27 protein-coding genes are annotated in these 26,564 nt (G+C 71.4%); 12 read left to right on the top strand and 15 right to left on the bottom strand.

All coding sequences use genetic code 11. From position 1 onward, the window contains the following. Window positions 1-101 precede the first annotated feature (101 nt). Together AC2RP6_RS24845 and AC2RP6_RS24840 are read left to right on the top strand one after the other, a co-directional pair. On the top strand, window positions 102-1,397 hold the full coding sequence (locus AC2RP6_RS24845; protein WP_486448198.1) for a PTS transporter subunit EIIC: 1,296 nt from the start codon (window positions 102-104) through the stop codon (window positions 1,395-1,397). A gap of 353 nt (window positions 1,398-1,750) precedes the next feature. After that, window positions 1,751-2,977, top strand: a complete 1,227-nt coding sequence (locus tag AC2RP6_RS24840; protein WP_486450439.1) for a PTS transporter subunit EIIC — start codon at window positions 1,751-1,753, stop codon at window positions 2,975-2,977. Between the two features lie 76 nt (window positions 2,978-3,053). Here AC2RP6_RS24840 and AC2RP6_RS24835 read toward each other — a convergent pair whose 3' ends face one another. Beyond that, the gene (locus AC2RP6_RS24835; protein WP_486448197.1) at window positions 3,054-3,806 is read right to left on the bottom strand and encodes an MBL fold metallo-hydrolase; all 753 of its coding nucleotides are present in this window, start codon (window positions 3,804-3,806) and stop codon (window positions 3,054-3,056) included. Window positions 3,807-4,001: 195 nt separating this feature from the next. Between AC2RP6_RS24835 and AC2RP6_RS24830 the strand changes: the two genes are divergently transcribed. After that, the gene (locus AC2RP6_RS24830; protein WP_486448196.1) at window positions 4,002-4,421 is read left to right on the top strand and encodes a hypothetical protein; all 420 of its coding nucleotides are present in this window, start codon (window positions 4,002-4,004) and stop codon (window positions 4,419-4,421) included. Further along, entirely contained in the window at window positions 4,421-4,774 is a 354-nt protein-coding gene (locus AC2RP6_RS24825; protein ID WP_486448195.1) for a DUF488 domain-containing protein, read from the top strand. Before AC2RP6_RS24830 ends, AC2RP6_RS24825 begins: the two co-directional genes overlap by 1 nt. Window positions 4,775-4,904: 130 nt before the next feature. On the opposite strand, the gene AC2RP6_RS24820 is transcribed toward AC2RP6_RS24825, so the two are convergent. The 7 genes from AC2RP6_RS24820 to clpS all read right to left on the bottom strand — a co-directional run bounded on the left by AC2RP6_RS24820 (window position 4,905) and on the right by clpS (window position 9,647). Next, window positions 4,905-5,855 (bottom strand): PLP-dependent cysteine synthase family protein, encoded by a 951-nt coding sequence (locus AC2RP6_RS24820; RefSeq protein ID WP_486448194.1) that lies wholly within the window; start codon window positions 5,853-5,855, stop codon window positions 4,905-4,907. Beyond that, window positions 5,855-6,142, bottom strand: a complete 288-nt coding sequence (locus AC2RP6_RS24815) for a MoaD/ThiS family protein (protein ID WP_486441971.1) — start codon at window positions 6,140-6,142, stop codon at window positions 5,855-5,857. Before AC2RP6_RS24815 ends, AC2RP6_RS24820 begins: the two co-directional genes overlap by 1 nt. Window positions 6,143-6,233: 91 nt before the next feature. Further along, complete coding sequence (locus AC2RP6_RS24810) at window positions 6,234-6,341, bottom strand: putative leader peptide (protein WP_310941867.1); 108 nt, start codon at window positions 6,339-6,341, stop codon at window positions 6,234-6,236. Window positions 6,342-6,418: 77 nt separating this feature from the next. Further along, complete coding sequence (locus AC2RP6_RS24805) at window positions 6,419-6,841, bottom strand: M67 family metallopeptidase (RefSeq protein WP_486448193.1); 423 nt, start codon at window positions 6,839-6,841, stop codon at window positions 6,419-6,421. A gap of 122 nt (window positions 6,842-6,963) precedes the next feature. After that, on the bottom strand, window positions 6,964-8,403 hold the full coding sequence (locus tag AC2RP6_RS24800) for an amino acid permease (RefSeq protein WP_486448192.1): 1,440 nt from the start codon (window positions 8,401-8,403) through the stop codon (window positions 6,964-6,966). Window positions 8,404-8,721: 318 nt separating this feature from the next. Further along, window positions 8,722-9,333 carry a DUF2017 domain-containing protein gene (locus AC2RP6_RS24795; protein WP_486448191.1) on the bottom strand — a complete coding sequence of 204 codons (612 nt, stop codon included), beginning with the start codon at window positions 9,331-9,333 and terminating at the stop codon, window positions 8,722-8,724. After that, on the bottom strand, window positions 9,333-9,647 hold the full coding sequence (gene clpS / locus AC2RP6_RS24790; protein WP_030026546.1) for an ATP-dependent Clp protease adapter ClpS: 315 nt from the start codon (window positions 9,645-9,647) through the stop codon (window positions 9,333-9,335). The genes AC2RP6_RS24795 and clpS overlap by 1 nt, the downstream gene beginning before the upstream one ends. 80 nt (window positions 9,648-9,727) lie before the next feature. Between clpS and AC2RP6_RS24785 the strand changes: the two genes are divergently transcribed. Both AC2RP6_RS24785 and AC2RP6_RS24780 read left to right on the top strand, forming a co-directional pair. Beyond that, window positions 9,728-11,056 carry a nicotinate phosphoribosyltransferase gene (locus tag AC2RP6_RS24785; RefSeq protein WP_486448190.1) on the top strand — a complete coding sequence of 443 codons (1,329 nt, stop codon included), beginning with the start codon at window positions 9,728-9,730 and terminating at the stop codon, window positions 11,054-11,056. 175 nt (window positions 11,057-11,231) lie between these two features. Continuing rightward, entirely contained in the window at window positions 11,232-11,834 is a 603-nt protein-coding gene (locus tag AC2RP6_RS24780; RefSeq protein WP_486448189.1) for an isochorismatase family protein, read from the top strand. Window positions 11,835-11,860: 26 nt separating this feature from the next. Here the strand turns inward: AC2RP6_RS24780 and AC2RP6_RS24775 are convergent, their stop codons facing one another. Next, window positions 11,861-12,163 (bottom strand): hypothetical protein, encoded by a 303-nt coding sequence (locus AC2RP6_RS24775; RefSeq protein ID WP_030825287.1) that lies wholly within the window; start codon window positions 12,161-12,163, stop codon window positions 11,861-11,863. A gap of 113 nt (window positions 12,164-12,276) precedes the next feature. Continuing rightward, complete coding sequence (locus AC2RP6_RS24770) at window positions 12,277-14,634, bottom strand: immune inhibitor A domain-containing protein (RefSeq protein WP_486450438.1); 2,358 nt, start codon at window positions 14,632-14,634, stop codon at window positions 12,277-12,279. A gap of 475 nt (window positions 14,635-15,109) precedes the next feature. Here AC2RP6_RS24770 and AC2RP6_RS24765 point away from each other — a divergent pair, with 475 nt between their 5' ends. Continuing rightward, a complete protein-coding gene (locus AC2RP6_RS24765) occupies window positions 15,110-15,406 on the top strand; it encodes a hypothetical protein (protein WP_486448188.1) in 297 nt (98 codons plus the stop codon). Between the two features lie 90 nt (window positions 15,407-15,496). Here the strand turns inward: AC2RP6_RS24765 and AC2RP6_RS24760 are convergent, their stop codons facing one another. Next, complete coding sequence (locus AC2RP6_RS24760) at window positions 15,497-16,222, bottom strand: RDD family protein (RefSeq protein ID WP_486448187.1); 726 nt, start codon at window positions 16,220-16,222, stop codon at window positions 15,497-15,499. 119 nt (window positions 16,223-16,341) lie between these two features. Then, window positions 16,342-17,802, bottom strand: coding sequence for an RDD family protein (locus AC2RP6_RS24755; protein ID WP_486448186.1), 1,461 nt, complete (start codon window positions 17,800-17,802; stop codon window positions 16,342-16,344). Between the two features lie 258 nt (window positions 17,803-18,060). On the opposite strand from AC2RP6_RS24755, the gene AC2RP6_RS24750 reads away from it, so the two are divergent. Next, window positions 18,061-18,540 (top strand): SsgA family sporulation/cell division regulator, encoded by a 480-nt coding sequence (locus AC2RP6_RS24750; RefSeq protein ID WP_486448185.1) that lies wholly within the window; start codon window positions 18,061-18,063, stop codon window positions 18,538-18,540. Between the two features lie 98 nt (window positions 18,541-18,638). Here AC2RP6_RS24750 and AC2RP6_RS24745 read toward each other — a convergent pair whose 3' ends face one another. Next, on the bottom strand, window positions 18,639-20,021 hold the full coding sequence (locus AC2RP6_RS24745) for an FAD-binding oxidoreductase (protein ID WP_486448184.1): 1,383 nt from the start codon (window positions 20,019-20,021) through the stop codon (window positions 18,639-18,641). Between the two features lie 96 nt (window positions 20,022-20,117). Between AC2RP6_RS24745 and AC2RP6_RS24740 the strand changes: the two genes are divergently transcribed. Beyond that, a complete protein-coding gene (locus AC2RP6_RS24740) occupies window positions 20,118-21,623 on the top strand; it encodes a tetratricopeptide repeat protein (protein WP_486448183.1) in 1,506 nt (501 codons plus the stop codon). A gap of 187 nt (window positions 21,624-21,810) precedes the next feature. Here AC2RP6_RS24740 and hppD read toward each other — a convergent pair whose 3' ends face one another. Next, window positions 21,811-22,965: a 4-hydroxyphenylpyruvate dioxygenase gene (gene hppD, locus AC2RP6_RS24735; RefSeq protein WP_486448182.1), complete on the bottom strand. Its 1,155-nt coding sequence runs from the start codon at window positions 22,963-22,965 to the stop codon at window positions 21,811-21,813. A gap of 141 nt (window positions 22,966-23,106) precedes the next feature. Here hppD and AC2RP6_RS24730 point away from each other — a divergent pair, with 141 nt between their 5' ends. The 3 genes from AC2RP6_RS24730 (at window position 23,107) to AC2RP6_RS24720 (ending at window position 25,679) form a co-directional block, all read left to right on the top strand. Further along, window positions 23,107-23,586, top strand: coding sequence for an Lrp/AsnC family transcriptional regulator (locus tag AC2RP6_RS24730; protein WP_486448181.1), 480 nt, complete (start codon window positions 23,107-23,109; stop codon window positions 23,584-23,586). Window positions 23,587-23,712: 126 nt separating this feature from the next. After that, a complete protein-coding gene (locus AC2RP6_RS24725; RefSeq protein WP_486448180.1) occupies window positions 23,713-24,387 on the top strand; it encodes an ArsR/SmtB family transcription factor in 675 nt (224 codons plus the stop codon). Then, a complete protein-coding gene (locus AC2RP6_RS24720) occupies window positions 24,384-25,679 on the top strand; it encodes an MFS transporter (RefSeq protein ID WP_486448179.1) in 1,296 nt (431 codons plus the stop codon). Before AC2RP6_RS24725 ends, AC2RP6_RS24720 begins: the two co-directional genes overlap by 4 nt. On the opposite strand, the gene AC2RP6_RS24715 is transcribed toward AC2RP6_RS24720, so the two are convergent. Further along, window positions 25,609-26,406: a S16 family serine protease gene (locus tag AC2RP6_RS24715; protein ID WP_486448178.1), complete on the bottom strand. Its 798-nt coding sequence runs from the start codon at window positions 26,404-26,406 to the stop codon at window positions 25,609-25,611. The genes AC2RP6_RS24720 and AC2RP6_RS24715 overlap by 71 nt on opposite strands. Window positions 26,407-26,564: the final 158 nt, after the last annotated feature.

Below are 26,564 nucleotides of genomic sequence, written 5' to 3'. Positions count from 1 at the left end.
CAGCAGCAACCTGCCCACAACTGGTCTACACCAGTGTGCACGGAACTGCTGCCGCATCCAAAAAGCCGTATGCAAAAACCGTGCCGGTCAGGGAGACGCCGATGAGTGCGAGCAGCACCGCCGCAGTACCACGACCGTCCCGGCGCAACAGCCTCTACCAGGGGCTGCAGAAGATGGGGCGGAGCCTGCAGCTGCCGATCGCGGTACTGCCGGCGGCCGGCATCCTGAACCGGCTGGGGCTGATCGACGCCGAGGGGACCGGTGTCTGGCCGCAGATCGCCAAGGTGATGGCGGCGGCGGGCGGCGCCCTGCTCAACGCCGACCTCGGCCTGCCGCTGCTCTTCTGCGTCGGCGTCGCGATCGGGATGGCGAAGAAGGCGGACGGTTCGACGGCGCTGGCGGCGGTGGCCGGCTTCCTCGTCTACCGCAGCGTGCTGCGGGCGTTCCCGGTGCCGTGCCCGGACGGGACGAAGGACGTCGGGGGCGGCTGTCTGGGGCCGGACGAGACGTTCGCGCAGTACACCTTCCAGAATCCGGGGGTGTTCGGCGGCATCGTCATGGGCCTGCTGGCGGCGTGGTTCTGGCAGCGCTACCACCGGGTGAAGCTCGTGGACTGGCTCGGCTTCTTCAACGGCCGCCGGCTCGTCCCGATCATCATGGCCTTCGTGGCGATCGCCTTTGCCGCGCTCTGCCTGTGGATCTGGCCGCCGATCGGTGCCGCACTGGAGAGCTTCTCCGACTGGCTGGTGGGCCTGGACTACTGGGGTGCGGGCATCTTCGGCGTCGCGAACCGGGCCCTGCTGGTGATCGGCCTGCACCAGTTCCTGAACGTGCCGGTGTGGTTCCAGTTCGGCAGCTTCACCAAGCCGAACGGCGAGGTGGTGCACGGTGACATCAACATGTTCCTCAGCGGTGACCCGGACGCGGGCCTGTTCCTGACGGGCTTCTTCCCGATCATGATGTTCGCCCTGCCGGCGGCGGCCCTGGCGATCACGCACTGCGCGAAGCCGCAGCGGCGCAAGGAGGTCGGCGGGTTGATGCTGTCGGTGGCGCTCACCTCGTTCGTCACGGGGATCACGGAGCCGCTGGAGTACTCCTTCCTCTTCGTCGCGCCGGCGCTGTACGCGGTCCACGCGGTGCTGACGGGCGTTTCGATGGCGGTGACGTGGGCGTTCGGCGTGCACGACGGCTTCAGCTTCTCGGCGGGTCTGATCGACTACGTCATCAACTGGGGGCTGGCCACGAAGCCGTGGCTGATCATCCCGATCGGCCTCGGGTTCGCGGTCGTCTATTACGCCGTCTTCCGCTTCGCGATCACGAAGTTCGACATTCCGACGCCCGGCCGGGAGTCGGACGAGGAGATCGAGGCGATGCAGGCGGAGAACACCAAGGCGTAACCGGCCCGGCCCGCAGGGCCGTTCGGCCCGGCCCGCGAAGGCCCTCGGATCACGGATCCGGGGGCCTTCGTCCTGCCCGTGGGTGCGGGTGCCGGGGTGGCCGCGGCGGCACCCGTTCCGTGTGGCGTAGACCACAGGAAAACGAAGGTTCCTTATCTATCCCTCACCGTGCTACAACTGGTCTACACCACGATTGGTGTAGACCACGCGGGCCTGTCCGAGCCCGCGTACCCCCATTTCTGAGACGTCGCCGTCCCCCGTTCTTTTCCCCGTCGGCGTCGCCTTGCCCACTGGAGGAAGTTGTGTCCACGGCTACCGCCCCCGCGGCGGAAAAGAAGAAGGGCGCTGGCGTGATGGCCGTCATGCAGCGCATCGGCCGGAGCCTCATGCTCCCCGTTGCCGTGCTGCCCGCCGGCGCGCTCCTGCTCCGCCTGGGCGCGGACGACATGCTCGGCGACAAGGACGTCTTCCCGACGTTCGTGCTCAAGATCGCCGGCTACATGGCAGCCGGTGGTGGCGCGATCCTCGACAACATGGCGCTGCTGTTCGCCGTCGGCATCGCGATCGGCTTCGCCAAGAAGTCGGACGGTTCCACCGCCCTGGCCGCCGTCACCGGTTACCTCGTCTTCCAGAAGGTCCTCGCCACCTTCACCGACAGCAACCTGCCCCAGGTCGCCAAGGTCGTCGGCGGCAAGATCGTCATGGTGGACGCGCCGGTCAACGCGGGTGTGCTCGGCGGCGTCGTGATGGGCATCATCGCCGCGCTGCTCTACCAGAAGTTCTACCGGACCAAGCTGCCGGACTGGGCGGGCTTCTTCGGCGGCCGCCGCCTCGTCCCGATCCTCTCCGCCCTCGCGGGTCTGGTCACGGGCATCGTCTTCGGTCTCATCTGGCCGGTCCTGGGCACGGGTCTGCACAACTTCGGTGAGTGGCTGACCGGCTCGGGCGCCGTCGGCGCGGGCATCTTCGGTGTCGCCAACCGTGCGCTCATCCCGATCGGCATGCACCACCTGCTGAACTCCTTCCCGTGGTTCCAGGCCGGTTCGTTCGACACCCCCACCGGCGCCGTCCACGGTGACATCGGCCGCTTCCTCGCCGGCGACCCGACCGCCGGACAGTTCATGACCGGCTTCTTCCCGATCATGATGTTCGCCCTCCCGGCGGCCTGCCTCGCGATCGTCCACTGCGCGCGCCCCGAGCGCCGCAAGGTCGTCGGCGGCATGATGTTCTCCCTCGCGCTCACCTCCTTCGTCACCGGTGTGACCGAGCCGATCGAGTTCACCTTCATGTTCATCGCCCCGGTGCTGTACGCGATCCACGCGGTGCTGACCGGTATCTCCATGGCGCTCACCTGGGCCCTGGGCATGCGCGACGGCTTCGGCTTCTCGGCCGGTCTGGTCGACTTCCTGCTCAACCTGGGCATCGCGGAGAAGCCGTGGATGCTGGCTCTCGTGGGCCTGTGCTTCGCGGCGGTCTACTACGTGATCTTCCGCTTCGCGATCATCAAGTGGAACCTCCCCACCCCGGGCCGCGAGTCCGACGAGGAGCTCGCCGAGCTGCAGAAGGCCGAGGCCAAGTAAGCAGCCCCGCCTCATACGGAAGCCCCCGCTCTCTCCTCCGGGAGGGCGGGGGCTTGCGCATGTTCACGGGTGCCGCTCAGACTTCGTAGACCGCGCCCGCGTACGCCAGGTCGACCGGGCCGTCGTAGACCGCGCGGGCGTCGGCGAGGTTCTGCGCGGGGTCCGTCCACGGCGGGATGTGGGTGAGGACGAGCCGTCCGACGCCGCCGGCGTGCGCGTACTCCCCGGCCTCGCGGCCGTTGAGGTGGAGGTCCGGGATGTCCTCCTTGCCGTGCGTGAAGGAGGCTTCGCAGAGGAAGAGGTCGACGCCCTCGGCGAGCTGGCCCAGCTCGGGGCAGACGCCGGTGTCGCCGGAGTAGGTGAGCGAGCGGCCGCCGTGCTCGATGCGGATGGCGTAGGACTCGACGGGGTGCGCGACCCGCTCGGTACGGACCTGGAAGGGGCCGATCTCGAAGTTCCCGGACTTCAGGGTCCGGAAGTCGAAGACCTCGCTCATCGAGCGCTCGTCGGGGACGTCGTCGTAGGCCGTGGTCAGGCGCTTCTCGGTGCCTTCGGGGCCGAAGACGGGGATGGTGCCGCAGCGGCCGCCCTCGTGGCGGTAGTAGCGGGCGACGAAGTACGCGCACATGTCGATGCAGTGATCGGCGTGCAGATGGCTCAGGAAGATCGCGTCGAGGTCGTAGAGACCGCAGTGGCGCTGCAGGTCCCCGAGGGCGCCGTTGCCCATGTCGAGGAGCAGCCGGAAGCCGTCGGCCTCGACGAGGTAGCTCGAACAGGCCGATTCCGCGGACGGGAACGACCCCGAACAGCCGACGACGGTGAGCTTCATGGAGCGTGAACCTCCGTGGACGGTCCGTGGACGGAATGCGGGCCGTGCGTGGGTCGAGCGTAAGGCGCGAAACGTCCGGTCGCTCCTCCGCGGCAGGCCGTTGTGGGGGGAATCACCTGCGCTGTCACCCGGGGGAGCGACGGTGGGTACGGGCGTTGCCGTGCCGGGGCCTTCCCGCACGGCTACGGTCGAAACATGGACACGTCCTGGTGGCCCGCGGTGGCCGCGGTCGTGGCCCTGGCGTTGGTGATGCTGATCGCCGGGGGGCGGCTGGGCGGCACGCGCCGGGCCCCGCCCGCGCACGGCACGGGCAGGCCGCCGCACCCGCAGGCGGGTGAACTGTGGACGCTGGCGGACGGCCGGACCTGCCTGGTTCTGGGGGTCGGCCCGGTACGGGAGCACCGGGCGCGGGTCGCGTGGGTCACCGCGAAGTACGACGACCGGCGGGCCGGGGTGATCCCGTTGCCGCCGGGCACGGTGGGGATGCAGGGCCGGGCGGCCTTCCTGGAGGCGGACCGGCCGGACGAGGTGTCGCTGTGGGAGTTCCGGGCCCGGCTGGGGATGCTGGACCCGGCGGTGTGGGACGAGGTCAAGGGACTGGGAGGCGGTCGGTGATGACGGCGATCCGCTTGCGGCGCGTGTACGACCCGCCGGAGCCGGAGGCGGACGGGCTGCGGGTGCTCGTGGACCGGCTGTGGCCGCGGGGGCTGGCGAAGGCGGCGGCGGGGGTCGACGAGTGGCCGAAGGCGGTCACGCCGTCGACGGAGCTGCGGAAGTGGTTCCACGACGGGGGCTCGGCGGAGGAGTTCCGGCGGCGGTACGAGGCGGAGCTGGCGGAACCGGAGGCGGTGGCGGAGCTGGATCGCCTGCGCGGGCTGGTCGGGGACGGGGCGGTGACCCTGCTGACGGCCGTCAAGGACCCGGGGTCCAGCCACGCCGCCGTCCTGGCGGAACACCTCTCGGCCTGACCGGCCCCGGCCGCTGCGCGGAGCTTCTCCCCACCCCGCCCGTTCGCCGTTTCCCGGGCGCTGCCCGGACCCGCGCCTCAAACGCCGACGGGGCTGGAATCGCGCTGCGCGCGATCCAGCCCCGATGGGGTCAGGCCCAGAGTTGGCCCTGGAGGACCTCGATGGCCTCTTCCGTGGTCGCCGCGGTGTAGACGCCGGTGGAGAGGTACTTCCAGCCGCCGTCGGCCACGACGAAGACGATGTCCGCCGTCTCGCCGGCGGCGACCGCCTTGCGGCCGACGCCGATCGCCGCGTGCAGGGCGGCTCCGGTGGAGACGCCGGCGAAGATGCCCTCCTGCTGGAGCAGGTCGCGCGTGCGGGTGACGGCGTCGGCCGAGCCCACCGAGTAGCGGGTGGTGAGCACGGAGGCGTCGTACAGCTCGGGGACGAAGCCCTCGTCGAGGTTGCGCAGGCCGTACACGAGGTCGTCGTAGCGCGGCTCGGCCGCGACGATCTTCACGCCGGGCACGTGCTCGCGCAGGTAGCGGCCGACGCCCATCAGGGTGCCGGTGGTCCCCAGGCCGGCCACGAAGTGGGTGATCGACGGCAGGTCGGCGAGGATCTCCGGCCCGGTGGTGGCGTAGTGCGCGCCGGCGTTGTCCGGGTTGCCGTACTGGTAGAGCATGACCCAGTCGGGGTGCTCGGCGGCCAGTTCCTTGGCGACCCGGACTGCGGTGTTGGAGCCGCCGGCGGCCGGCGACGAGATGATCTCGGCTCCCCACATGGCCAGCAGGTCGCGCCGCTCCTGACTGGTGTTCTCGGGCATCACGCACACGATGCGGTAGCCCTTGAGCTTGGCCGCCATCGCCAGCGAGATGCCGGTGTTGCCGGAGGTCGGCTCCAGGATGGTGCAGCCGGGGTGCAGCCGTCCGTCCTTCTCGGCCTGCTCGACCATGTGGAGCGCGGGGCGGTCCTTGATCGAGCCGGTCGGGTTGCGGTCCTCCAGCTTGGCCCAGATCCGGACGTCGTCCGAGGGGGACAGCCGGGGCAGCCGGACCAGCGGCGTGTTGCCGACGGCGGCCAGCGGGGAGTCGTAGCGCATTACTTCGATCCGCCGGCCACGGCCGGGAGGATGGTGACGTTGTCGCCGTCCTTGAGGGCGGTGGAGATGCCGTCGAGGAAGCGGACGTCCTCGTCGTTGAGGTAGACGTTCACGAAGCGGCGCAGCTGGCCGCCGGCAGCCTGGTCGATGAGTCGCTCTCGAATGCCCGTGTGCCGCGTCTCCAGGTCCGCGAAGAGGTCGGCGAGCGTGGCGCCCTCACCGTTCACGGCCTTCTCGCCGTCGGTGTAGGTGCGGAGGATGGTGGGGATGCGGACCTCGATGGCCATGGCTGGGCTCCAGTCGTCAGGACGTAGGCAGGTGTGCGTGGGAGTGCGGGCGCGCGGTGCGTCGGCCCTCCGCGCGGAAGGGCTCCGGTGCTCAGGCGGCAGGACAGATGGCGCTGGCGAGGCGGCACAGGTCGACGTGCAGCCGCGCCACGAGCAGCAGCCTGCCGGGCGTCTCGATGCTCACGTCGTGGGGAACCATGCGGTCATGTTAACGATTCCCGGTCCCCGGTTTGGAGTGTGATCCCGCATCGTGGACGCCTTCTGCTCACATGGTGGTCAGTAGGCCGCTACGACCTGCACTTCCTCCTCGGTGATCACCCCGTCGACGATGCGGTACGAGCGGAACTGGAACTCTCCGAGCCCGTCCTCGTCGGCCGTGGACACCAGCACGTAGTGCGCGCCCGGCTCGTTCGCGTACGTGACGTCCGTGCGGGAGGGGTAGGCCTCGGTGGCGGTGTGCGAGTGGTAGACGATCACCGGCTCCTCGTCGCGGTCGTCCATCTCGCGGTAGAGCTTCAGGAGGTCCTTCGAGTCGAACTCGTAGAAGGTGGGCGAGCGGGCGGCGTTGAGCATCGGGATGAACCGCTCGGGGCGGCCGGTGCCCGCCGGGCCGGCCACGACACCGCACGCCTCGTCGGGGTGGTCCTGGCGGGCGTGCTCGACGATCCGGTCGTACAGGGCCTGGGTGAGGGTCAGCATGAGCGACAGGATAAGCAGACGGGCCCCTCCGTACCGAGGAGTGGTACGGAAGGGCCCGCATGGTGGACAGGGTGTCCACGGGGGCAGGGTTCCCGGCCGAGGCAGGCGGCCGGGAGCCGCTGCTAGGAGGCCTTGGTGAAGGCCGCGCCGCGCGGGTCGCGGTTCTTCATGACCAGGTAGGAGACGCCGAGGATGACGCCCCACAGCGGCGCGCAGTACAGCGAGACGCGGGAGTCCTTGTCGGCGCCCATCATCACGATGACCATGCCGATGAAGGCGAGGGCGAACCAGCTCGTCCAGGGGGCGCCGGGCGCCTTGAACTTCGAGCCGGGCAGCTCGCCGCGGTCGGCCTTGGCCCGGTAGCGGATCTGGCAGACCAGGATCATGATCCAGGCCCACATGCCGGAGATGGTGGCGAAGGAGACGACGTAGTCGAAGGCCTTGCCGGGGGCGACGTAGTTGATCCAGACGCCCACGAGCATCAGAGCGGCGGAGAAGGTGGTGCCGATGAGCGGGGTGCCGCTCTTGGTGAGCTTGGTGAAGACCTTCGGGCCCTGGCCGTTGAGGGCGAGGTCGCGCAGCATGCGGCCGGTGGAGTACATGCCGGAGTTGCAGGAGGACAGGGCCGCGGTCAGGACGACGAAGTTGACGATGGCGGCGCCGATGCCCAGGCCCATGCGCTCGAAGGCGGCGACGAAGGGCGAGACGCCCGGCTGGAAGTGCGTCCACGGGACGACCGACAGGATCATGATGAGCGCGCCGACGTAGAAGACGGCGATGCGCCACGGCACGGTGTTGATGGCCTTGGGGAGGGTCTTCTCGGGGTCCTTGGACTCGCCGGCGGTGACGCCGACCAGCTCGACCGCGAGGAAGGCGAACATCACAATCTGCAGGGTCATCAGCGTGCCGCCGATGCCCTTGGGGAAGAAGCCGCCGTCGTTCCACAGGTTGGAGACGGTGGCGGTGTCGGCGGCGTCGGAGAAGCCGATGGTGAGGATGCCGGCGCAGATCAGGATCATGCCGACGATGGCGGTGACCTTGACCATGGAGAACCAGAACTCCAGCTCGCCGAAGAGCTTCACGGAGATCAGGTTGGCGGCGTAGAGGATGACCGTGAAGATCAGCGCGTAGGCCCACTGCGGGAAGCTGTCGTGGGTCCAGTACGACATGTACTGCGCGGCCGCGGTGACCTCGGTGATGCCGGTGACCACCCAGAACAGCCAGTACGTCCATCCCGTCACGTAGCCCCAGAACGGGCCCAGGAACTCGCGGGCGTAGTCCGAGAAGGAGCCGGAGACGGGGCGGTACATGAGCAGCTCGCCCAGGGCCCGCATGATGAAGAAGATGACCAGGCCCGCGATCGCGTAGGCCAGGATCAGGCTGGGGCCCGCCTTGGAGATCGCCTTGCCGGCGCCCAGGAAGAGGCCGGTGCCGATGGCTCCGCCGATCGCGATCATCTGGATCTGGCGGGCGCCGAGCGTGCGGTGGTAGCCCTCGCCGCCATCGCCCTGGGTGCCCTCGCCGGGCGTGTTGCCGTGCTGCTCGACCTGCACTGAGGTCATGTCTGGTGCGCCTTTCTCCACTGCCGGCCCGCGCCTTCGTTGGCTGCGGATCGGGTCCTCGATCCCCCCGGATACGGATGGAGTTGCACCCGGCGGTCTGCCGGTTCAAGCGGGCCGGGAGACATGGGTGGCGTCCCTTCGGCGGTCGTGAAGATTTATCACGTGCTTACGACTGCCCGAGGGGGAGAAATGTGGTGCACGGCATCAAAATTTCCGGACAAAGCGCAGCGATCATGACAGATCACCGCATCGCGGTGATCTGATCGTTATCCGGATTTGAGCGTCCGCTGAGCGAACGGTGTTCCTTCTTGAGGTTCCTCAGAGGGTTTCGATCAAGGATTCCTGGAGTCCGCCCAGCCAGAGGTACGCCATCACCATCGGCTTGCGCGGGTCGTCGTCCGGCAGCCGGAAGAGCGCGGCGCCCTCGTCGTCCTCGGTGATGTCGAGCCGGGAGGCGAGGGTCAGGCGCAGGTCGTTGAGCCCGCCGAGCCAGCGCAGCGGCAGCTCGCCGGTCAGCTCCAGCACGGCGGCGCCGTCACCGGCCGGGGTGATCGCGTCCAGGCTGCGTACGAGCGACAGCGCGTCCTCGCGCTTGCGGGCGCGCAGGTCGTTCTCGGTGTAGCGGCGGAACTCGGCCGCGCGGGCCTTGAGCTCCAGCGGGTCCACGCCCTCGTCGCCCGCGCCGTCCGGAGAGCCGTAGGCATCGGGGAAGAGGCGGGCCAGCGCCGGGTCGGACGGCGGTTCGGTGGGCCCCTCGGCGAACAGCGCGGCGAGCGGGTCGGCGTCCTCGGCCGGCTCGGGGTCGCCGGGGCCGATCAGCTCCAGCATCTGGACCGCGAGGGAACGCAGGATGGAGATCTCGATCTCGTCCAGCGCGATGGCGGCTCCGCCGCCCTTCAGGGACTCGAACATCCCGGTGGACCGGCCCATCAGGTGCGGTCCTGGGAGAGGGTCGCCCACAGGCCGTAGCCGTGCATGGCCTGCACGTCGCGCTCCATTTCCTCGCGGGAGCCGCTCGACACGACCGCCCGCCCCTTGTGGTGGACGTCGAGCATCAGCTTGTGCGCCACGTCCTTCGAGTAGCCGAAGTACGCCTGGAACACGTACGCCACGTAGCTCATGAGGTTGACCGGGTCGTTGTGCACCAGGGTCACCCAGGGGACGTCGGGTTCCGGGACCGCGAAGGTCTCTTCGGCCGACTCGGTGCGTTCGATCTCAAGGGGAGCAACACTCACTCGTCCCATGCTGCCACCGTGATGGGCCCGTTGCACAAACGGGATCCACATCTCGTCACTTTGACGAAATGTGCGCTAGCATCGCCGCCATGAACCCTGCGGACCTGGGCCTGCCGGTGGACGTGCCGTCGACAGCGCTCTTCACGGACCATTACGAGCTCACGATGTTGCAGGCCGCCCTGGCCAACGGCACCGCCGACCGACGCTCGGTCTTCGAGGTGTTCACCCGGCGGCTCCCCGAGGGGCGCCGCTACGGGGTGGTCGCGGGGACCGGGCGGGTGCTGGACGCGGTGGAGAACTTCCGCTTCGACAGCGCGGTGCTGGAGTTCCTGCGCGAGCGGGCCGTCGTCGACATGCGGACGCTGGACTGGCTGGCCTCGTACCGCTTCTCCGGCGACATCTGGGGCTACCCGGAGGGCGAGGTCTACTTCCCCGGCTCGCCGATCCTGCGGGTGGAGGGCAGCTTCGCCGAGTGCGTGCTGCTGGAGACGGTGATCCTGTCGATCCTCAACCACGACTCGGCGATCGCGGCGGCCGCCTCCCGGATGTCCTCGGCGGCGGGCGACCGCCCGCTGATCGAGATGGGGGCGCGGCGCACGCACGAACTGGCCGCCGTCGCCTCGGCGCGGGCCGCGTACGTGGGCGGCTTCGCCTCCACCTCGGACCTGGCGGCCGGATTCCGGTACGGCATCCCCACCGTCGGGACCAGCGCGCACGCCTTCACGCTCGTCCACGACAGCGAGCGGGACGCCTTCACCGCGCAGGTGGCCTCGCTGGGGCGCGGCACCACCCTGCTGGTGGACACCTACGACGTGGCCGAGGCGGTGCGCACCGCCGTCGAGGTGGCGGGTACCGACCTGGGCGCGGTGCGGATCGACTCCGGGGACCTGTTGCTGGTGGCCCACCGGGTGCGCCAGCAGTTGGACGACCTGGGGGCGACCTCGACGAAGATCGTGGTCACCTCGGACCTGGACGAGTACGCCATCGCCTCGCTGGCGGCGGCTCCGGTGGACGCGTACGGCGTGGGCACCCAGCTGGTGACGGGCAGCGGGCACCCGACGTGCTCGATGGTCTACAAGCTGGTCGCGCGGGCCACCTCGGCGGACCCGAAGGCGGCGCTGGCACCGGTGGCGAAGAAGTCCTCGGGCGGGAAGACGTCGATCGGCGGGCGCAAGTGGGCGGCCCGCCGCCGGGACGCCGAGGGGGTGGCGGAGGCGGAGGTCGTGGGCGTGGGGCCGGTTCCCGCGGCCCTGGCGGACGACCAGCTGCTGACCCACCTGGTCAAGGCCGGCGAGGTGGTCGCCCGCGAGCCGCTGGAGGCGGCCCGCGACCGGCACCGCGCGGCGCGCGCGTCCCTCCCGCTGAGCGCGACCCAGCTCTCCCGCGGCGAGGCCGTGATCCCCACCGAGTACGCATAGCCCCGCGGGCCCGCCCGGCGGGAGAGCCGGGGACCGGCGCGGCGCCGCTGCGGGGGCTCCGCCCCCGAGCCCCGCGGGTCTGGGGCAAAGCCCCAGTTTCGGGAAGGGGCGGGGCAGGGGAAGAGCCCCCCGCAAGGGCCGCCGCAGCACACCATCAAGCCGAAGGGCACGCGAAATGCACCGCGCACTGATCGTCGTCGACGTACAGAACGACTTCTGCGAGGGCGGCAGCCTCGCGGTCGCGGGCGGGGCCGACGTCGCCGCCGCCATCACCGAGCTGATCGGCCAGGCGACCGCCGGGTACCGGCACGTCGTCGCCACCCGCGACCACCACATCGACCCCGGGTCGCACTTCGCGCACCCCCCGGCCGAGCCGGACTACGAGACCTCCTGGCCGGTGCACTGCGTGGCCGGGACCGAGGGGGTGGGGTTCCACCCGAACTTCGCGCCCGCCGTGGCCTCCGGCGCGGTCGCCGCCGTCTTCGACAAGGGCGCGTACGAGGCCGCGTACAGCGGCTTCGAGGGCGCGGACGAGAACGGCGAGGGCCTCGCGGCCTGGCTGCGCGAGCGGCACGTCGACGAGGTCGACGTGGTCGGCATCGCCACCGACCACTGCGTGAGGGCGACCGCCCTGGACGCCGCCCGCGCCGGCTTCACCACGCGCGTGCTGCTGGACCTGACGGCGGCCGTGGCCCCGCACACCACCGAGCGGGCCCTGGAGGAGCTCCGTGCGGCCGGTGTGGCCCTCGTGGGCACGGCCGGGCCCCGGACCCGGTAGACCGGGACACGGCCCCGGGCGGCCCCTCAGGTGCCCAGGAGGGCCCGGATGGGGTGCCACAGCTCCTGGGCGCGGTCGGGTGCGCCGCGCCACAGCAGGCCGTCCGGGTGGTGCAGGACGGCCGTCACCTCGTCGGGTGTGGGCGGCTGTGCGTTGCCCCGCAGGTACACGGCCCGCATCCCGAGGTTCCGCAGCCTGGTCAGGGCGCGGGCCCGGTTCGCGGCGTGCACCAGCACGCGGACATTTCCGCCCTCACCGGACGGCCTCGGCAGCGTGAGCGCAACGACCACGCTGCCGCCTGGCAATCTGACGAAACCTCCACCGGGCACGGCAGTCATCTCCCCCGTCAATAAGAACCTCGTACCGGGGCATCTAAACGCGATCGGCCGCCGCCCGCTAGGGGGCGACGGCCGATCATGCTTTGACCTGCGGTTCTACCGAATTACTTCTTCGAGGGACCCACCTCGACGGTCATGACCTCACCGTCGTAGGTCTCCTTCAGGATCTTGATCTTGGTGTTGGTGTCAGTGACCTTCACCGATCCGGTCGGGTTCTCGTCGGAGTAGTACTTGCCCGGGTTGCGGTCGTCGAAGACCAGGTTCGCGGGCTTCGGCTTCAGGAACAGCGACTCGCCGTTCTTGTGCAGCGTGAACGCGTCCGTGGAGTACGCGCTGAAGGTGGCGTCGTACGGCTGGATCTTGTTCCGCAGCAGGGTGCCGTCCGCCCACTTCATGGGCTTGGCGTTGGCGTCGATCGGCAGGATCAGGCCCTGGCCCGGGTGGACGCTGGTGTTGTTGTCCTTCTGGCTGGTGTCCCACTGCCAGATGAGCAGACCGTCCTGGTACGGGTAGTGCTCGACCCAGTCCGGCTTGGTGTTGCCGAAGCCGAAGTTGTACGGGCCCACCTTGAGGGTGGAGTCGTACGAGACGTAGCGGCGGTTCTCGGCCAGGTAGTACTGCGCGTACTCCTTGGTGAAGCCGGCACCGATCCGCGAGAAGCCCTTGCCGGTCCAGCCGTTGTCGCCGTTCTCGGCGCCGTCGGTGAACAGCGCGGAGCCGTCCGCGGTGATGGTGAGGGCGTCGGCCGTGAAGCCCTTGCCGCCCGCGCCGCCGTCCGTCTGGTAGCGGAAGCGGAGGTCGACCTTCTTGCCCGCGTAGGCGTCGAGCGGGAAGTTGAGGTTCTTCCAGGCACCCGAGACACCGGTGAGCGACGGGCTGCCGGAGGCGTCGGCCGGGATGGCCGTGCCGTCGGCGGTGCCGGCGAGGGCGGTCCAGGTGGCGCCGCCGTCCGTGGACACCTCGGTGTAGAGGTAGTCGTAGTCGGCCTCGATGTCCCACCAGCCCTTGAGGGACAGGGCGGCGGAGGACTTGCCCGTCAGGTCGACGGAGCGGGTGAGGGTGTTCTTGAGGTCGTCACCCATGTTGCTCCACCACTGGGTGGAACCCTCGGCGGGAGCGACGACGTCCGTCTGCACCTTCTTCTTCGGCAGCTCGACGACCAGGGCCTGCTTGTCCTTGGTGTTGAACTCCGACACACCGAGCTTGTGGGTGGACTTCGTCGCGGCCTTGGCCGTGTCGTAGTTCAGCCAGCCCAGCTGCAGCTTGTCCCAGGCGGTCATGTCGCCCGGCATGTCGCCTATGGAGTCCTTGCCGGTGCCGAGCCAGGAGCCGGCCGACATCAGGGACCAGAAGCCGACGCTGTTCTCGCCGCCACCGGTGGTGTCGTAGAGGTCGGGCAGACCGAGGTCGTGACCGTACTCGTGGGCGAAGACACCGAGGCCGCCATTCTCGGGCTGCATGGTGTAGTCGCCGACCCAGATGCCGGAGTCGCCGATCTGGGTGCCACCGGCCTTGTTGTTGGCCGGACCGGTCTTGCCCGCGGCGGTGCCGTAGGCGTACCAGCGGTGCGCCCACAGGGCGTCGGGGCCCTGCACGCCGCCGCCGGCCGACTCGTCCTCGCCCGCGTGGACGATCTGGAAGTGGTCGATGTAGCCGTCGGGCTCGTTGAAGTTGCCGTCGCCGTCGAAGTCGTAGCGGTCCCACTGGTCGTACTGGGCCAGCTTCGCCTTGATCTCGGCGTCGGTCTTCCCGGCCTTCTTCTGCGCCTCGACCCACGCCGTGACGCCGTCCTTGACGGTGTCCCAGACGTTGGAGCAGTTGGACTGGCCACAGAAGTTGGAGCCGTAACGGGCCTCGTTGTACGGGACCTTGACCCAGTCGGCGACCTCGCCCTCGACCGAGTAACGGCCCGAGGAGGTCTTCTCGTAGTACGTCTTCAGGGAGTGCTTGCCCTCGCCGCTGGCGAAGTACAGGTCCTGGAAGTACTGACGGCTGAAGTCCTTGCGCCAGGCCGTGCTGTTGTCCTTCGCACGGTCGGGCTGCGCGATCGTGTTGTGCATCGGACCGGGCGTGCCACCGTACTTCGGCACGGCCGGCTTGGGGCCGGGACCGTCCGGGTCGTGCATGGTGGTGTTGTCGACCTGGTCGCCGAACTCGACGAGGATCGTGAAGATCTTGTCGGTCTTCTCGCGGCCGAGCTCGACGTACTTCTTGTCGTCGAGCTTGACGACCTTGGAGGCGCCGCGCTGCTCGACGCCCTTCTTGCCCTGGAGGACCTGGTCCAGGGCGGCCTTGCGCTGCTGGGCCTGCTGCTCGCTGAACGGGCCCTTGAGGTCGTGCTCGACGACCTTGGCAGGGGTGGTCGGGTCCTGCCGGTCGGCCACCGGGGCGGCCGAGGCCTTGCCCTCGGCCTGGGCCGCGGTGACGGTGAAGAAGGTTGCACTGGTCGCACAGGCGGCCATGGTCACGGTGACGGCGGCAGCGCGAATCGCACGCCGTCTGGCGGAATTGCTGGTCACTTGATGTCGTTCCCCTCCCGCGGCCGCAACGTCTGAGTTCGGAACTTCTCCATAGGAGCGGGGGGTTCCGCGCGGCGCGCGTCTCAAGTGACGACATTTGACCGGAGAGACGCGAGAAAAGACAGACCTTGACTTGAACCTTACAACTGCACTATGCGGTCAGGGAGTTCCGCTATCCGGACGTTCCCCTGCCATACGGGGCGAAGGCCCCTTCCCGACCCCGATACGGGTCCGTACCGTCCCCTTTCTCCCCCTGGCCGGGCGCGAGAAATGACCCCGTGCGCCCCCTGTGCTCCGGCACCGTGTGTTAGGTCACGCTTACCGGGGGCTCGCCCCGGGCATCCCGTCTGGGAGTCACTTGACGCCCGACGTCGGTCGAGCCGACTTCCCCTCCCCCTCACCGAGGACGGATACCGCCATGCCGCGTCCGACTGCCGCACAGCTCGCGTACGGGTCCGCCACGGTCATCGTGTCGACGATCGCCATGCTGCTGCTCTCGCAGACGAGCACCGGGCTCGGCGTCGCGGTCATCTCCGCCGCCGCGCTCGCCCTGGGCCTGCTCGTCGCCCTCACCGTACCCGCGCCCCGGCGCCGGGGCCGCCACGCGGCGCGTACGGGCGCCGGCGCGGCCGCCGCGTCCGCCGACGGGGCGGCGCAGGGCGCCCGGGTGCCCGACCCGCGGACGGCTCCGGCCGAACACCCCGTCCACCACTGAGACTCGGCCCTCCGGCGGGTGCAGGACGCGCCGGCGGGCGGCCTCCTCGGGGGAGGCCGCCCGCCGGGCGTCCGGCGCCTGCGCGCCGTCCTAGGTCGCCTGGACCACCACGGTCTTGGCGGCCTTGTCATGCAGGCCCTGCTTGTACGGCTTGTCGACGAGGATCGAGATGATCAGCGCGATGGGCCACAGGCAGAAGCAGCAGATCAGCGTCGGCAGCCAGAGCACGGCGGCCCGGGTCAGGGACGTCCCGGAAGGGGGCACGGTGCCGTCGTTGAGCATGGCGACGCGCAGGCCCATCGCCTTCTTGCCGACCGTCCGGCCGTCCTTCTTGGTGAACCACCAGTCGTAGCCGAGGTAGAAGACGATCGAGATCAGGGTCATCAGCAGACCGCTGCCGCTGTACGACTTGGTGAAGACCTCGCTGACGTCCTCGCCGCGGTCGGTCTCGACCACGTAGCGGTTCGTGCCGAAGGCCAGCTGGATGAGGAACAGCGGAATCGCGACGATCACCACGTCGATGACGCGCGCGGCGAGCCGCTTGCCGAAGTCGGCGAGCGGGGGCATGCCGGCCAGCGGGTCGGGCATGCCGTAGCCGCCGCCACCGCCGTACGGGTCGCCTCCGCCGCCGTACGGGGGCGGAGGGGGCGGGTACCCCCCGCCGGGACCCGGGCCGCCCGGAGGCGGCGGACCGCCGCCGGCGGGGGGCGGCGGACCGTACGGCGAACCGCCCGACGGAGGCGTCGGTTCCTCGGGCTTCTTGCGGAACGGGTCTTCCTCGGGCGGCGGGCCCGGCGGCGGCTGGTCGGTACTCATGGCCCGAGTCGAACCCGGGTCCGCCACCCGCGCAACGGGACCGCGTCCGTTCGGGGGGACCGGCAGGACAAGGTGCGGTGCCGGGCGCCGCGGGCCAGGTGCAACGTTGACGACAGGGCCTAGCGGGCCACGTATGTCCCGGCGGCCTTGTCGTGCCAGGCCTGGCGGCGGGGGCGGTTCACGAGGCACCACAGGCTGCCGGGCAGGCCCAGGAAGGCGTACACGAGCCAGCGGCGCAGGGCCGCGGCGAAGGTCGGCGGACGCAGGGTGGCGGTGGCCAGCACGCGGACGCCCAGCAGCTTCTTGCCGGGGGTGCGGCCCCAGCGGGCGGTGGGCAGCACCTCGTAGAAGAGGCCGAAGAGGAGCACGGCCGAGAAGACCGTACCGAGGCCGGTGGCGATGGTCGCGTCGAGCAGCCAGACGGTGGTGGTGCGGCCGCTCGCGCGGGCCGCGTCGACCTTGGCCTGGACGTGGGCGGTGGCCCCGGGCAGCAGGGGCAGGGCGACGGCGGCGGCCACGGCGCCGTGCACGAGGGAGTCCAGGGCCCGGGCGAGGGCACGGCGTACCAGCCCGGCGGGGCGCACGGCCCGTTCGGCCATCCGCTCGAAGACGGCCCGGGGCGTGCCGGCCCGGCCGGTACGGGCGCCCGTGCGGGCCTCCTCGGACCCGCTGGGCTCCCAGCCGGCGGCGGCCGGCTCCGCCGCCGGGGCCGCGTCCGCGGCGGGCTGCGGCACCTTCGGGCGGACGCCCGCCGGGCGGGGCTCCCACACCTCGGGCCGGGCGGGCGCGGCGGCCCGCTCGGGGGCCGGGGCGGGGGCCGCAGCGGGAGCCGGGGTCGGAGCGGGGGCCGGGGTGGCAGCGGGGGCCGGGGTCGCCTCGGGCCAGGAGGAGGTGACCCCCGTGGGGCCGGGGCCGCCCGTGCCGGGGGCGTCGGGCCATGCCGGGGCGGCCGGGGCCGCGGGGGTCTGAGCGGCCGGGGAGCGCGCCGACAGGATGCCCGCGGACGGTGCGGGGAGCCTCGCGGGCTCCGCCGCGGGGGACGGCGTACGGGCCAGGGAGATCCCCGCGGCCCGGGCGGACGGCTGCCCGGGCTCGGCGGCGGGCGCAGAAGCCGGGGCGGGTGCGGGCGCCGGGGCGGGTGCGGGCGCCGGGGCGGTGGCCGGTTCCGGTTCGGCGTCCTGCGGGCTGCCCCAGGACACCCGCCGGTCGCGCGGCCCGCCGAAGCCGGCCTGGTGCACGGGGTCGGCCTGCCACACCACCGGGGCCGGTCCCGGTTGCGGCGCGGGCTCCGGCAGCGTCTCGGTCGCGGAGGTCTCGTCCAGGAACACCGGCCCCGTCTCGTCGGCGCGGACGGCGGGCGCGCCGAGGGGAGCCCGGGCGGTGAGCGGGCGGACCGGGACGGGAGCCGGGGCGGGGGCGGGGACGGGCGTGGGGACGGGGGCGGGCGCCGCCGGGGCGGGGCGGCTCGTACCCGGGACCCAGGCCGCGCCGTTCCAGTACCGGATGTACCCCGGGATGGACGGGTCCGGATAGTAGCCCTCGCGGGCCGCGTGCTCGCCGTCACCAGGGGAGGCCGTCATGTCCCCAACTCCGATCGTGGCTTGAGGCTTGTGCAAGGGGAGGACCATAGCCAAGAACCGTGGGCCGACAGGTCCGGTAACGGGAGAATCCAAGCCATTGAGCGAACGTCACTCCACACTACGGTTTTCGGCCAGCCGACAGGATTCGGCCAATCTTGCGTTCGTCGCCGAAAGTCGCGTCATACCCGGGCACATGAGGGCTCTCTGCGGGTGTGGGGCGGTAACCGGCCCCACGCACCGAACCGAAGTGAGGCAGTCATGCACCACCCCGTCATCGAGCGCGAGCTGGAACTGAAGCTGGTCCTGTCACCCGAGCGCAGCATCCCCGTGCCCGCACGGCTGCTCTACCTCACGGAAGACCCGTACGCCGTCCACGTCACCTTCCACACCGGCTCGGACACCCCGGTCTACTGGACCTTCGCCCGCGAGCTGCTCGTGGAGGGGGTGTTCCGCCCGTGCGGTCACGGTGACGTCCGGATCTGGCCCACGAAGGTCGACAACGAGGCCGTGCTCTGCATGGCGCTCAGCTCCCCCGACGGCGACGCCCTCCTGGAGGCCCCGGCGCTGTCGGTGTCGGCGTGGCTGGAGCGGACCCTGGACGTCGTCCCGCCGGGCAGCGAGTCCGAGCGGCTCGGCCTGGACGCGGCGCTGGCGGAGCTGCTCACCCCGACCCCGGCCGACGACCTGTGGCTGCGCGACCCGTGGCCGTCGGACGAGTCGGCGGACGGGGACCTGTGATGACGAACGGTCCCCGCACGCCGCGCGGCCCCCGCAATCCGCGCGGGCGCCGGATACCGCGCGCCCTGCGCAACCCGGCCGGTCTGCGCCTCGTACGGTCAGAAGAGCTTGCCGGGGTTGAGGAGCGCCAGTGGATCGAAGGCCTGCTTGACGGCGCGCTGCATCTCCATTCCGACCGGCCCGAGTTCACGGGCGAGCCATTCCTTCTTGAGTACGCCGACGCCGTGTTCGCCGGTGATGGTCCCGCCGAGGGAGAGGCCGAGTCCCATGATCTCGCCGAACGATGCGCGCGCCCGCCGCGTCTCGTCCTCGTCGGCGGGGTCGAAGCAGACGATGGGGTGGGTGTTGCCGTCGCCGGCGTGCGCGCAGACGCCGATGAGGAGGCCCTGGGCGCGGGCGATGGCGGCGGTCCCGTCGAGCATCTCCCCGAGCCGGGAGCGGGGCACGCACACGTCGTCGATCATCGTGGCGGGCCGGAGCGCCTCCAGCGCGGGGAAGGCCATCCGACGGGCCTGGAGCAGCAGTTCCGACTCCGCCTCGTCCTCGGCGGGTACGACGGCGGTGGCTCCGGCGGCCGTGCACAGCGTGCCCACGGCGGTGAGGTCCTCGGGGGCGTGCGGGGTGTCGAAGGCGGCGAGCAGCAGCGCCTCGGTGGCCTCGGGCAGGCCCATCCTGCCGAGGGCGTTGACGGCGTGGACGGTCGTACGGTCCATCAGTTCCAGCAGGGAGGGGGTCAGTCCGGCCTCCATGACGGCGCAGACGGCTTCGCAGGCGGCGGCGACGGAGGGGAACTCCGCGGCCAGGACCAGTTGCCGGGGCGGCGCCGGCTTGAGGGCGAGGACGGCCCGCACGACGATCCCGAGGCTGCCCTCGGAGCCGACGAAGAGCCGGGTGAGGTCGTATCCGGCGACGCCCTTGGCGGTGCGCCGGCCCGTGCGCAGGAGGCGGCCGTCGGCGAGGACGACGTCGAGGCCGAGGACGTACTCGGCGGTGACGCCGTACTTGACGCAGCACAGGCCGCCCGAGGCGGTGCCGATGTTGCCGCCGATGGTGCACTGCTCCCAGCTGGAGGGGTCGGGCGGGTAGTACAGGCCCCGTTCGGCGACGGCCCGTGAGAGGACGGCGTTGACGACGCCCGGTTCGACGACGGCGATCCGGTCGACGGCGCTGATCTCCAGGATCCGGTCCATCTTCACCAGGGACAGCACGATGCAGCCGTCGGTGGCGTTGGCGCCGCCCGACAGGCCCGTGCGGGCGCCCTGCGGGACCACGGGGATCCGGAGGGCGGTGGCGGTGCGCATGACGTGCTGGACCTGTTCGACGGTCCGGGGAAGGACGACGACCGCCGGGGTGCCGGCGGCGCAGAAGCTGGCCATGTCGGTGGCGTAGGAGGCGGTCACCTGCGGGTCGGTGAGGAGGGCGTCGGCGGGGAGCCCTTCGAGGAGGCTCGCGCGCAGACGTGCGGAGAGGTCATCATCCATGGGGCCAGCGTGGCACCCGGGGCCATCGGTGTGAACACGCCCGCGCCCGTCTTCGGACACCCCGGCCTGCTCTTCATATTGACGCACAGTGACCCCATGGACCGTATCGACGACGATTCGCAGACGCCGGCGCCGCCCGTGACCTTCACCGGCCGCAAGACGCTCGTGGCCGCCGGGGTGGCGGTGGTCCTGATCGCCGGGGCCCTGTTGATCAGGCCGGCCCGGACGGGTGACGACGCCCGTCCGCCGGGGCCGAGCGAGCGCGCCGCCGCGGCGGTGGGCATGGGTGCGCCCGCCGGGGCGACCGACGTGGTGGCGCTGGTGGCGGACCGGGAGAAGTGGGTGGCGTCGCACGCCGACGACCACGCCTCGTGGGCCGTCCTGGGCTCCGCCTACCTGGAACAGGCGCGGCGGACCGCGGACTCGGCCTGGTACCCGAAGGCGGAGAAGGCCCTGAAGCGGTCGCTGGAGGTGCGTCCGGCGGAGAAGGGCAACTTCGACGCGATGACGGGCATGGGCGCGCTGGCCAATGCCCGGCGGGACTTCGGGACCGCCCGGAAGTGGGGCGAGCTGCTGCGGGCGCAGGCGCCGCGGCGGTGGTCGGCGTACCCGGTGCTGGTGGACGCGTACACGGGACTCGGCGATTACAAGGGCGCCCAGAAGGCGATGGAGCTGCTGCTGGAGCTGCGGCCGGGGCTGGTGGCGCACATCAGGGCCTCACAGGTCTACCGGGACCGTGGCTGGCGCGAGGACGCGGTGGTGTCGATGGAGTCGGCGGCGGCCGCGGCGAAGGCGCCGGCGGAGAAGGCGTACGCGCTGTTCCGGCTCGGGGAGCTGTCATGGGAGCGGGGTGACGCGGCGGAGGCGCTGCGCCAGTACGAGGGGGCGCTGCGGACGGATCCTGCGCAGGCGGAGGCGCTGGCCGGGCGGGCCCGGGCACTGGCGGCGCTGGGCCGCGGCGGGGAGGCGGTCCGGGACTACCGGATGGCGCTGGGGCGGACCCCGGTGCCGCAGCTGGCGCGGGAGCTGGGCGAGCTGTTGGAGTCGCTGGACCGGGGGCAGGAGGCGCGGGCGCAGTACGCCGCGCTGGCGACCATGGCGGCCCGGGACGGCGCGAACGGGGTGGACGAGGACGTGGTCCTGGGCCTGTACGAGGCGGACCACGGGGATCCGGCGGCGGCGGTGCGGCGGCTGTCGGCGGAGTGGGAGCGGCACAAGAGCATGGAGGCGGCGGACGCGCTGGGGTGGGCACTGCACCGGGCGGGCGAGCACGCGGCGGCCCTGGAGTACGCGAAGAAGGCGACGGAGCCGGGGCTGCGCAGCGCCGACTTCGCCTACCACCGGGCGATGATCGAGCGGGCCCTGGGCGACGAGGCGGGGGCGCGGCGGCACCTGCAGGAGGCGCTGCGGACGAACCCGTACTTCTCGCCGGTGCGGGGGCCGCTGGCGAAGGAGGCGCTGGCGTCGATCGGCCAGCCGCCCCCGGGCGGCCCGGAGCACCTGCAGCCGGTCGAGCCCTGGGTCGAGCCGGAGCTTCCGAAGCCGAACCCCAAGCCGAAGCCCGCGGCGAAGCCCGACCCGAAGCCCTCCCCGACCCGCTGACCCCGCACGGGCGCACGGCCCCGTACGGCCCCGTGCGCGGGGTGGCGGTGCGCCGCGTTTTGGCCCACTCCCCTCCGGAGGACACCACGCGGCGCCGCGCCCGGTCCCGCGCACCGGGGCCGACGGCAGGCCATGCCCCAGGCCCCCGGCGTCCGCCGGGGGCCTGGGGCACGTGTGTGACGCGACCTCAGAGGTTGCCGCGCTTCTCCTGCTCGCGCTCGATGGCCTCGAACAGCGCCTTGAAGTTGCCCTTGCCGAAGCCCATCGAGCCGTGGCGCTCGATGATCTCGAAGAAGACCGTCGGGCGGTCCTGCACCGGCTTGGTGAAGATCTGCAGCAGGTAGCCGTCCTCGTCGCGGTCGGCCAGGATCTTCAGCTCGCGCAGCTCGTCGATCGGCACGCGGGTGTCGCCGACCCACTCGCCGAGGGTGTCGTAGTAGGAGTCCGGGACCGACAGGAACTGCACGCCCGCCGCACGCATCGTGCGGACGGTGGCGACGATGTCGTTCGAGGCCAGCGCGATGTGCTGGACGCCGGGGCCGCCGTAGAACTCCAGGTACTCGTCGATCTGCGACTTCTTCTTCGCGATGGCCGGCTCGTTGATCGGGAACTTGACCTTCTTGGTGCCGTCCGCGACCACCTTGGACATCAGTGCCGAGTACTCGGTCGCGATGTCGTCGCCCACGAACTCCTTCATGTTCGTGAAGCCCATGACCTTGTTGTAGAAGGCGACCCACTCGTTCATGCGGCCGAGTTCCACGTTGCCGACGCAGTGGTCGATGGCCTGGAAGGTGCGCTTGGCCGGGGCCGCGACCATCGGCTCGACGGCGACGTAGCCCGGCAGGTAGGGGCCGGTGTAGTCGCCGCGCTCCACGAGGGTGTGGCGGGTCTTGCCGTAGGTCGCGATGGCGGCCATGACGACCGTGCCGTGCTCGTCCTTGACCTCGTACGGCTCGTCGAGGCCGCGGGCGCCCTGCGCGACGGCGTAGGCGTAGGCCGCGCGGGCGTCCGGGACCTCGATGGCGAGGTCGACGACGCCGTCGCCGTGCTCGGCGACGTGCTCGGAGAGGAAGCGGCCGTGGTCGGTCGTCGCCTTGATGACCGAGGTCAGCACGAAGCGGGCGGAGCCGTTGGTCAGGACGTAGCTGGCCGTCTCGCGGCTGCCGTTCTCCGGTCCGGAGTAGGCCACGAGCTTCATGCCGAAGGCGGTCGAGTAGTAGTGCGCGGCCTGCTTGGCGTTGCCGACGGCGAAGACGACCGCGTCCATCCCCTTCACCGGGAAGGGGTCTGCCTCACGCGCGGTGTGCGGGGTGGTTTCGAGGTTCGCCAGAGACTCAGTCATGAGCGCAGAGTCCCGCCGATCCACAAGCTGCGCAATAGTTTCCTGAATGACTGTACACACTGCACAGCAGAGCCGGAGCATGGCTGAAACATCTGTGCACTATGACCACCCACGGACACGCGTGGGCACCCGGAGGCACCCATGGGTATCGACGAACTCGACGGCCGGCTCATCGTCCTGCTGGCCCGCGAGCCCCGGATCGGGGTGCTGGAGGCGTCGCGCAGGCTGGGCGTGGCCCGCGGGACGGTCCAGGCGCGCCTGGACCGGCTCCAGTCCAGCGGGGTCATCCGCGGGTTCGGCCCGCAGGTCGATCCGACCGCTCTCGGGTATCCGGTGACCGCGTTCGCGACGCTGGAGATCAAGCAGGGCCAGGGCGCCGACGTACGGGCGCACCTGGACGGGGTCCCGGAGGTGCTGGAGCTGCACACGACCACCGGCCACGGGGACATGCTGTGCCGGCTGGTGGCCCGGTCCAACGCCGATCTGCAGCGGGTGATCGACCGTGTCGTCGGCTTCGAGGGGATCGTCCGGGCCTCTACGGCGATCGTGATGGAGAACCCGGTGCCGTTCCGGATCATCCCGCTGGTGGAGCAGGCGGCGGAGGACGACACCCGCGCCTGAGGACGCACGGACGGATGGAGGGAGCCGAAGGAGGGAGCCGAAGGAGGGACGCGGAGGGAGGAGTTCCAAAGAATGCGTTGCAAAGAAACCCTTGCATAGGTTCCTTTGCAACTCTACGGTGATGCCATGACCCGGAACGAGAAGCCGCAGCAGACGCCCGAACCCTTGACGCCCGCAGGGGCGTCGGAGTCCCGCACCCCCGTGGAGCCCGACGTCCGCGCCCTCGACGCCCGTGCCCTGCGCGGCCTCGCCCACCCCCTGCGCATGCGCCTGCTGGCCATGTTGCGGCAGGACGGCCCGGCGACCGCCTCCCGGCTGGCCGAGCGCCTCGGCGAATCCAGCGGGGCCACCAGCTACCACCTGCGCCAGCTCGCCGCCCACGGCTTCGTGGAGGACGCACCCGAACGCGGCAAGGGCCGCGAGCGCTGGTGGCGGGCCGCGCACGAGGGCACCCGCTTCGACGAGACGCTGCTGGACGAGGGGGACGAGTCCACGCGCGCCGCCGCCGACGTCTTCCTGCGTCAGATCGCCGCGACCCACGCGCAGGAACTCGACACCTGGCTGACCACCTCGCACACCTGGCCCGCGGAGTGGCGGACCGGCTCCGACTTCAGCGACTTCACGCTGCGGCTGACCGCCGCGCAGACCGACGAGCTGGTCCACCGGCTGCACGACGTGATCAACAGCTACCGCGACCTGCCCGCCGAGGAGGGCATGGAGACGGTCCGCTTCCACACCCACGCCCTCCCCCGCCGCACCGGCGGAGCACCGGGCGGCACCGGCCACGGCCACGGCGCATGAGCCGGCGCCCGCTGGCCGCCGTACTGGCCGCCAACACCGTGTCCATAGCCGGCAGTTCCCTCACCCTGATCGGCGTCCCGTGGTTCGTGCTCCAGACCACGGGCAGTGCCGGCCGGGCCGGCGTCGTCGCCTTCTGCGCCACCCTGCCCGTCATCGTGGCCGCCCTGGTCGGCGGACCGGTCATCGACCGGATCGGCCGCCGCCGGGTCTCAGCCGCCTCCGACCTCATCTGCGGGCTGTCGGTCGGTGCGATCCCCCTGCTCCACCACGTGGGCGTGCTCGAATTCTGGATGCTGTGCGCGCTGATGGCCGTCGGCGGCCTCGTGCACACCCCGGGGCTGACCGCCCGCGGCGTGCTCCTGCCGAGCCTCGCCGAGCACGCCGGCACCACCCTCTCCCGGGCCGCGAGCCTCTACGACGCGGTCTCGCGCGGCGCCCGGATGGTCGGGGCGGCCGTGGCCGGCGTACTGATCGCGGCGTTCGGCGCCGAGACCGTCCTGCTGCTGGACGCCGCCACCTTCGGCGTGTCCGCCCTGCTCGTCTCCGCCTTCCTGCGCGGGGTCCCGGCCGCCGAACCGCAACGGGCCGCGGGCAAGGTCTCGTTCGCCGCGTACCGGACCGAACTCGCCGAGGGCTGGGCCTTCCTGACCCGCTCCCGGCTGCTCCTGGGCATCACGGTGATGGTCATGATGACCAACGGCCTGGACCAGGGCTGGTCCTCGGTCCTGCTGCCCGTGCACGGCCGGGACGTCCTCGGCGGCGCCACCACCATCGGCCTGATGATCTCCCTCTTCGGCGGCTTCGCGCTGCTGGGCGCCCTGCTCTACGGGGCGTGGGGCGAGCGGTTCCCGCGCCGGGCGGTGTTCGCGACGGCCTTCCTGATGTCCGGCGCGACCCGCTACGTGGTGGCCGCCCTCACCGACACGACGCTGCCGCTCGCGGTGACGATGGCGCTGGCCGGTCTGGGCGTGGGCATGCTGAACCCGATCCTGTCCACGGTCCTCTACGAGCGGGTCCCCGAGGAGCTGCGCAGCCGGGTCGCGGGAGTGACCACGGCGGGCTGCGAGCTGACGATGCCGATGGGCGGGCTCGCGGCGGGCCTGCTCGTCGACGGGCTCGGGGTGAGCACCGCGCTGCTGCTCTTCGGCGGTGCGTACCTGCTCACGACGCTCGCTCCGCTGGTCTTCCCGTCCTGGCGCGGGATGGAGCGCGAGCCGGACGTCAGCAGGACGGGACCGGCTCTCCCCGGTTCAGTGCGCGCAGGGCGTTCACCGCATCCGTCAGCGAAGTGACGGGCACCAGCTGGAGCCCCTCGGGCAGCTCCGACTGCGCGTCCGCGCACTCGTCCCTCGGTACGAGGAACACGCTGGCCCCGTCGCGCCGCGCGGCCTGGGTCTTCAGAGCCACACCCCCGACGGCGCCGACCGTGCCGTCGGCGGTGATGGTGCCCGTACCGGCGACGGTGCGGCCGCCGGTGAGGTCGCCGCCGCTGCCGTCACCGTCGAGCTTGTCGACGATGCCGAGGGAGAACAGGAGCCCGGCGCTCGGGCCGCCGACGTCGGCGAGGTTGAGGTCGACCTTCACGTCCTCGGGGTCCTTGTGGAGGAAGCCGAGGGCGGCATCGGCGGCGGCCGACTGCGACTTGGCCATTTCCTCCAGGTTGTGCTTCTCGATCTCCTCGTCGCTTCCACCGGAGGAGTACACGACCTCCCGGGGCAGGACCGCCTGATCGGTCCTGAACCAGTGGCCGGCGAGCTCGTGCAGCTTCATCGTCGAGGACGGCCCGGTGGCGCGGATGGTGGTCATCCGCAGCTGTCCGCTGGTGTCCCGGACCGGAGCCCCGGACACGGTGATGACGGGCTTGCCCTGGTCGGACCCGAGAACGTCGGCCGTGAGCCCGGGCACGGCGACCACGAAGGGCAGCGGCGCGAGGGCGGCGACGGCGAACAGCCCGAGCACGGGCAGGGCGCAGACGGCCAGGGCGGCGGGACGCGGCAGACGTGTGAGACGAGAGAGCACCCGCCCAATCTATCCGCCGCACCAGCCCCGCAGGCGCCCTCGGCCCCCGCCACGCATTCCGGCCCGGCCGCACCCTCCGGCCCCGCCGGCGTTCGATGCGCGGGGGCACGGGGGCGGAGCCCCCGCAACGGCGCCGCACCCGGCAAGCAAACGGAAAG

The sequence above is a fragment of the Streptomyces sp. WAC03905 genome, assembly GCF_057371075.1.
This window is presented reverse-complemented; position numbering and strand designations above follow the sequence as displayed.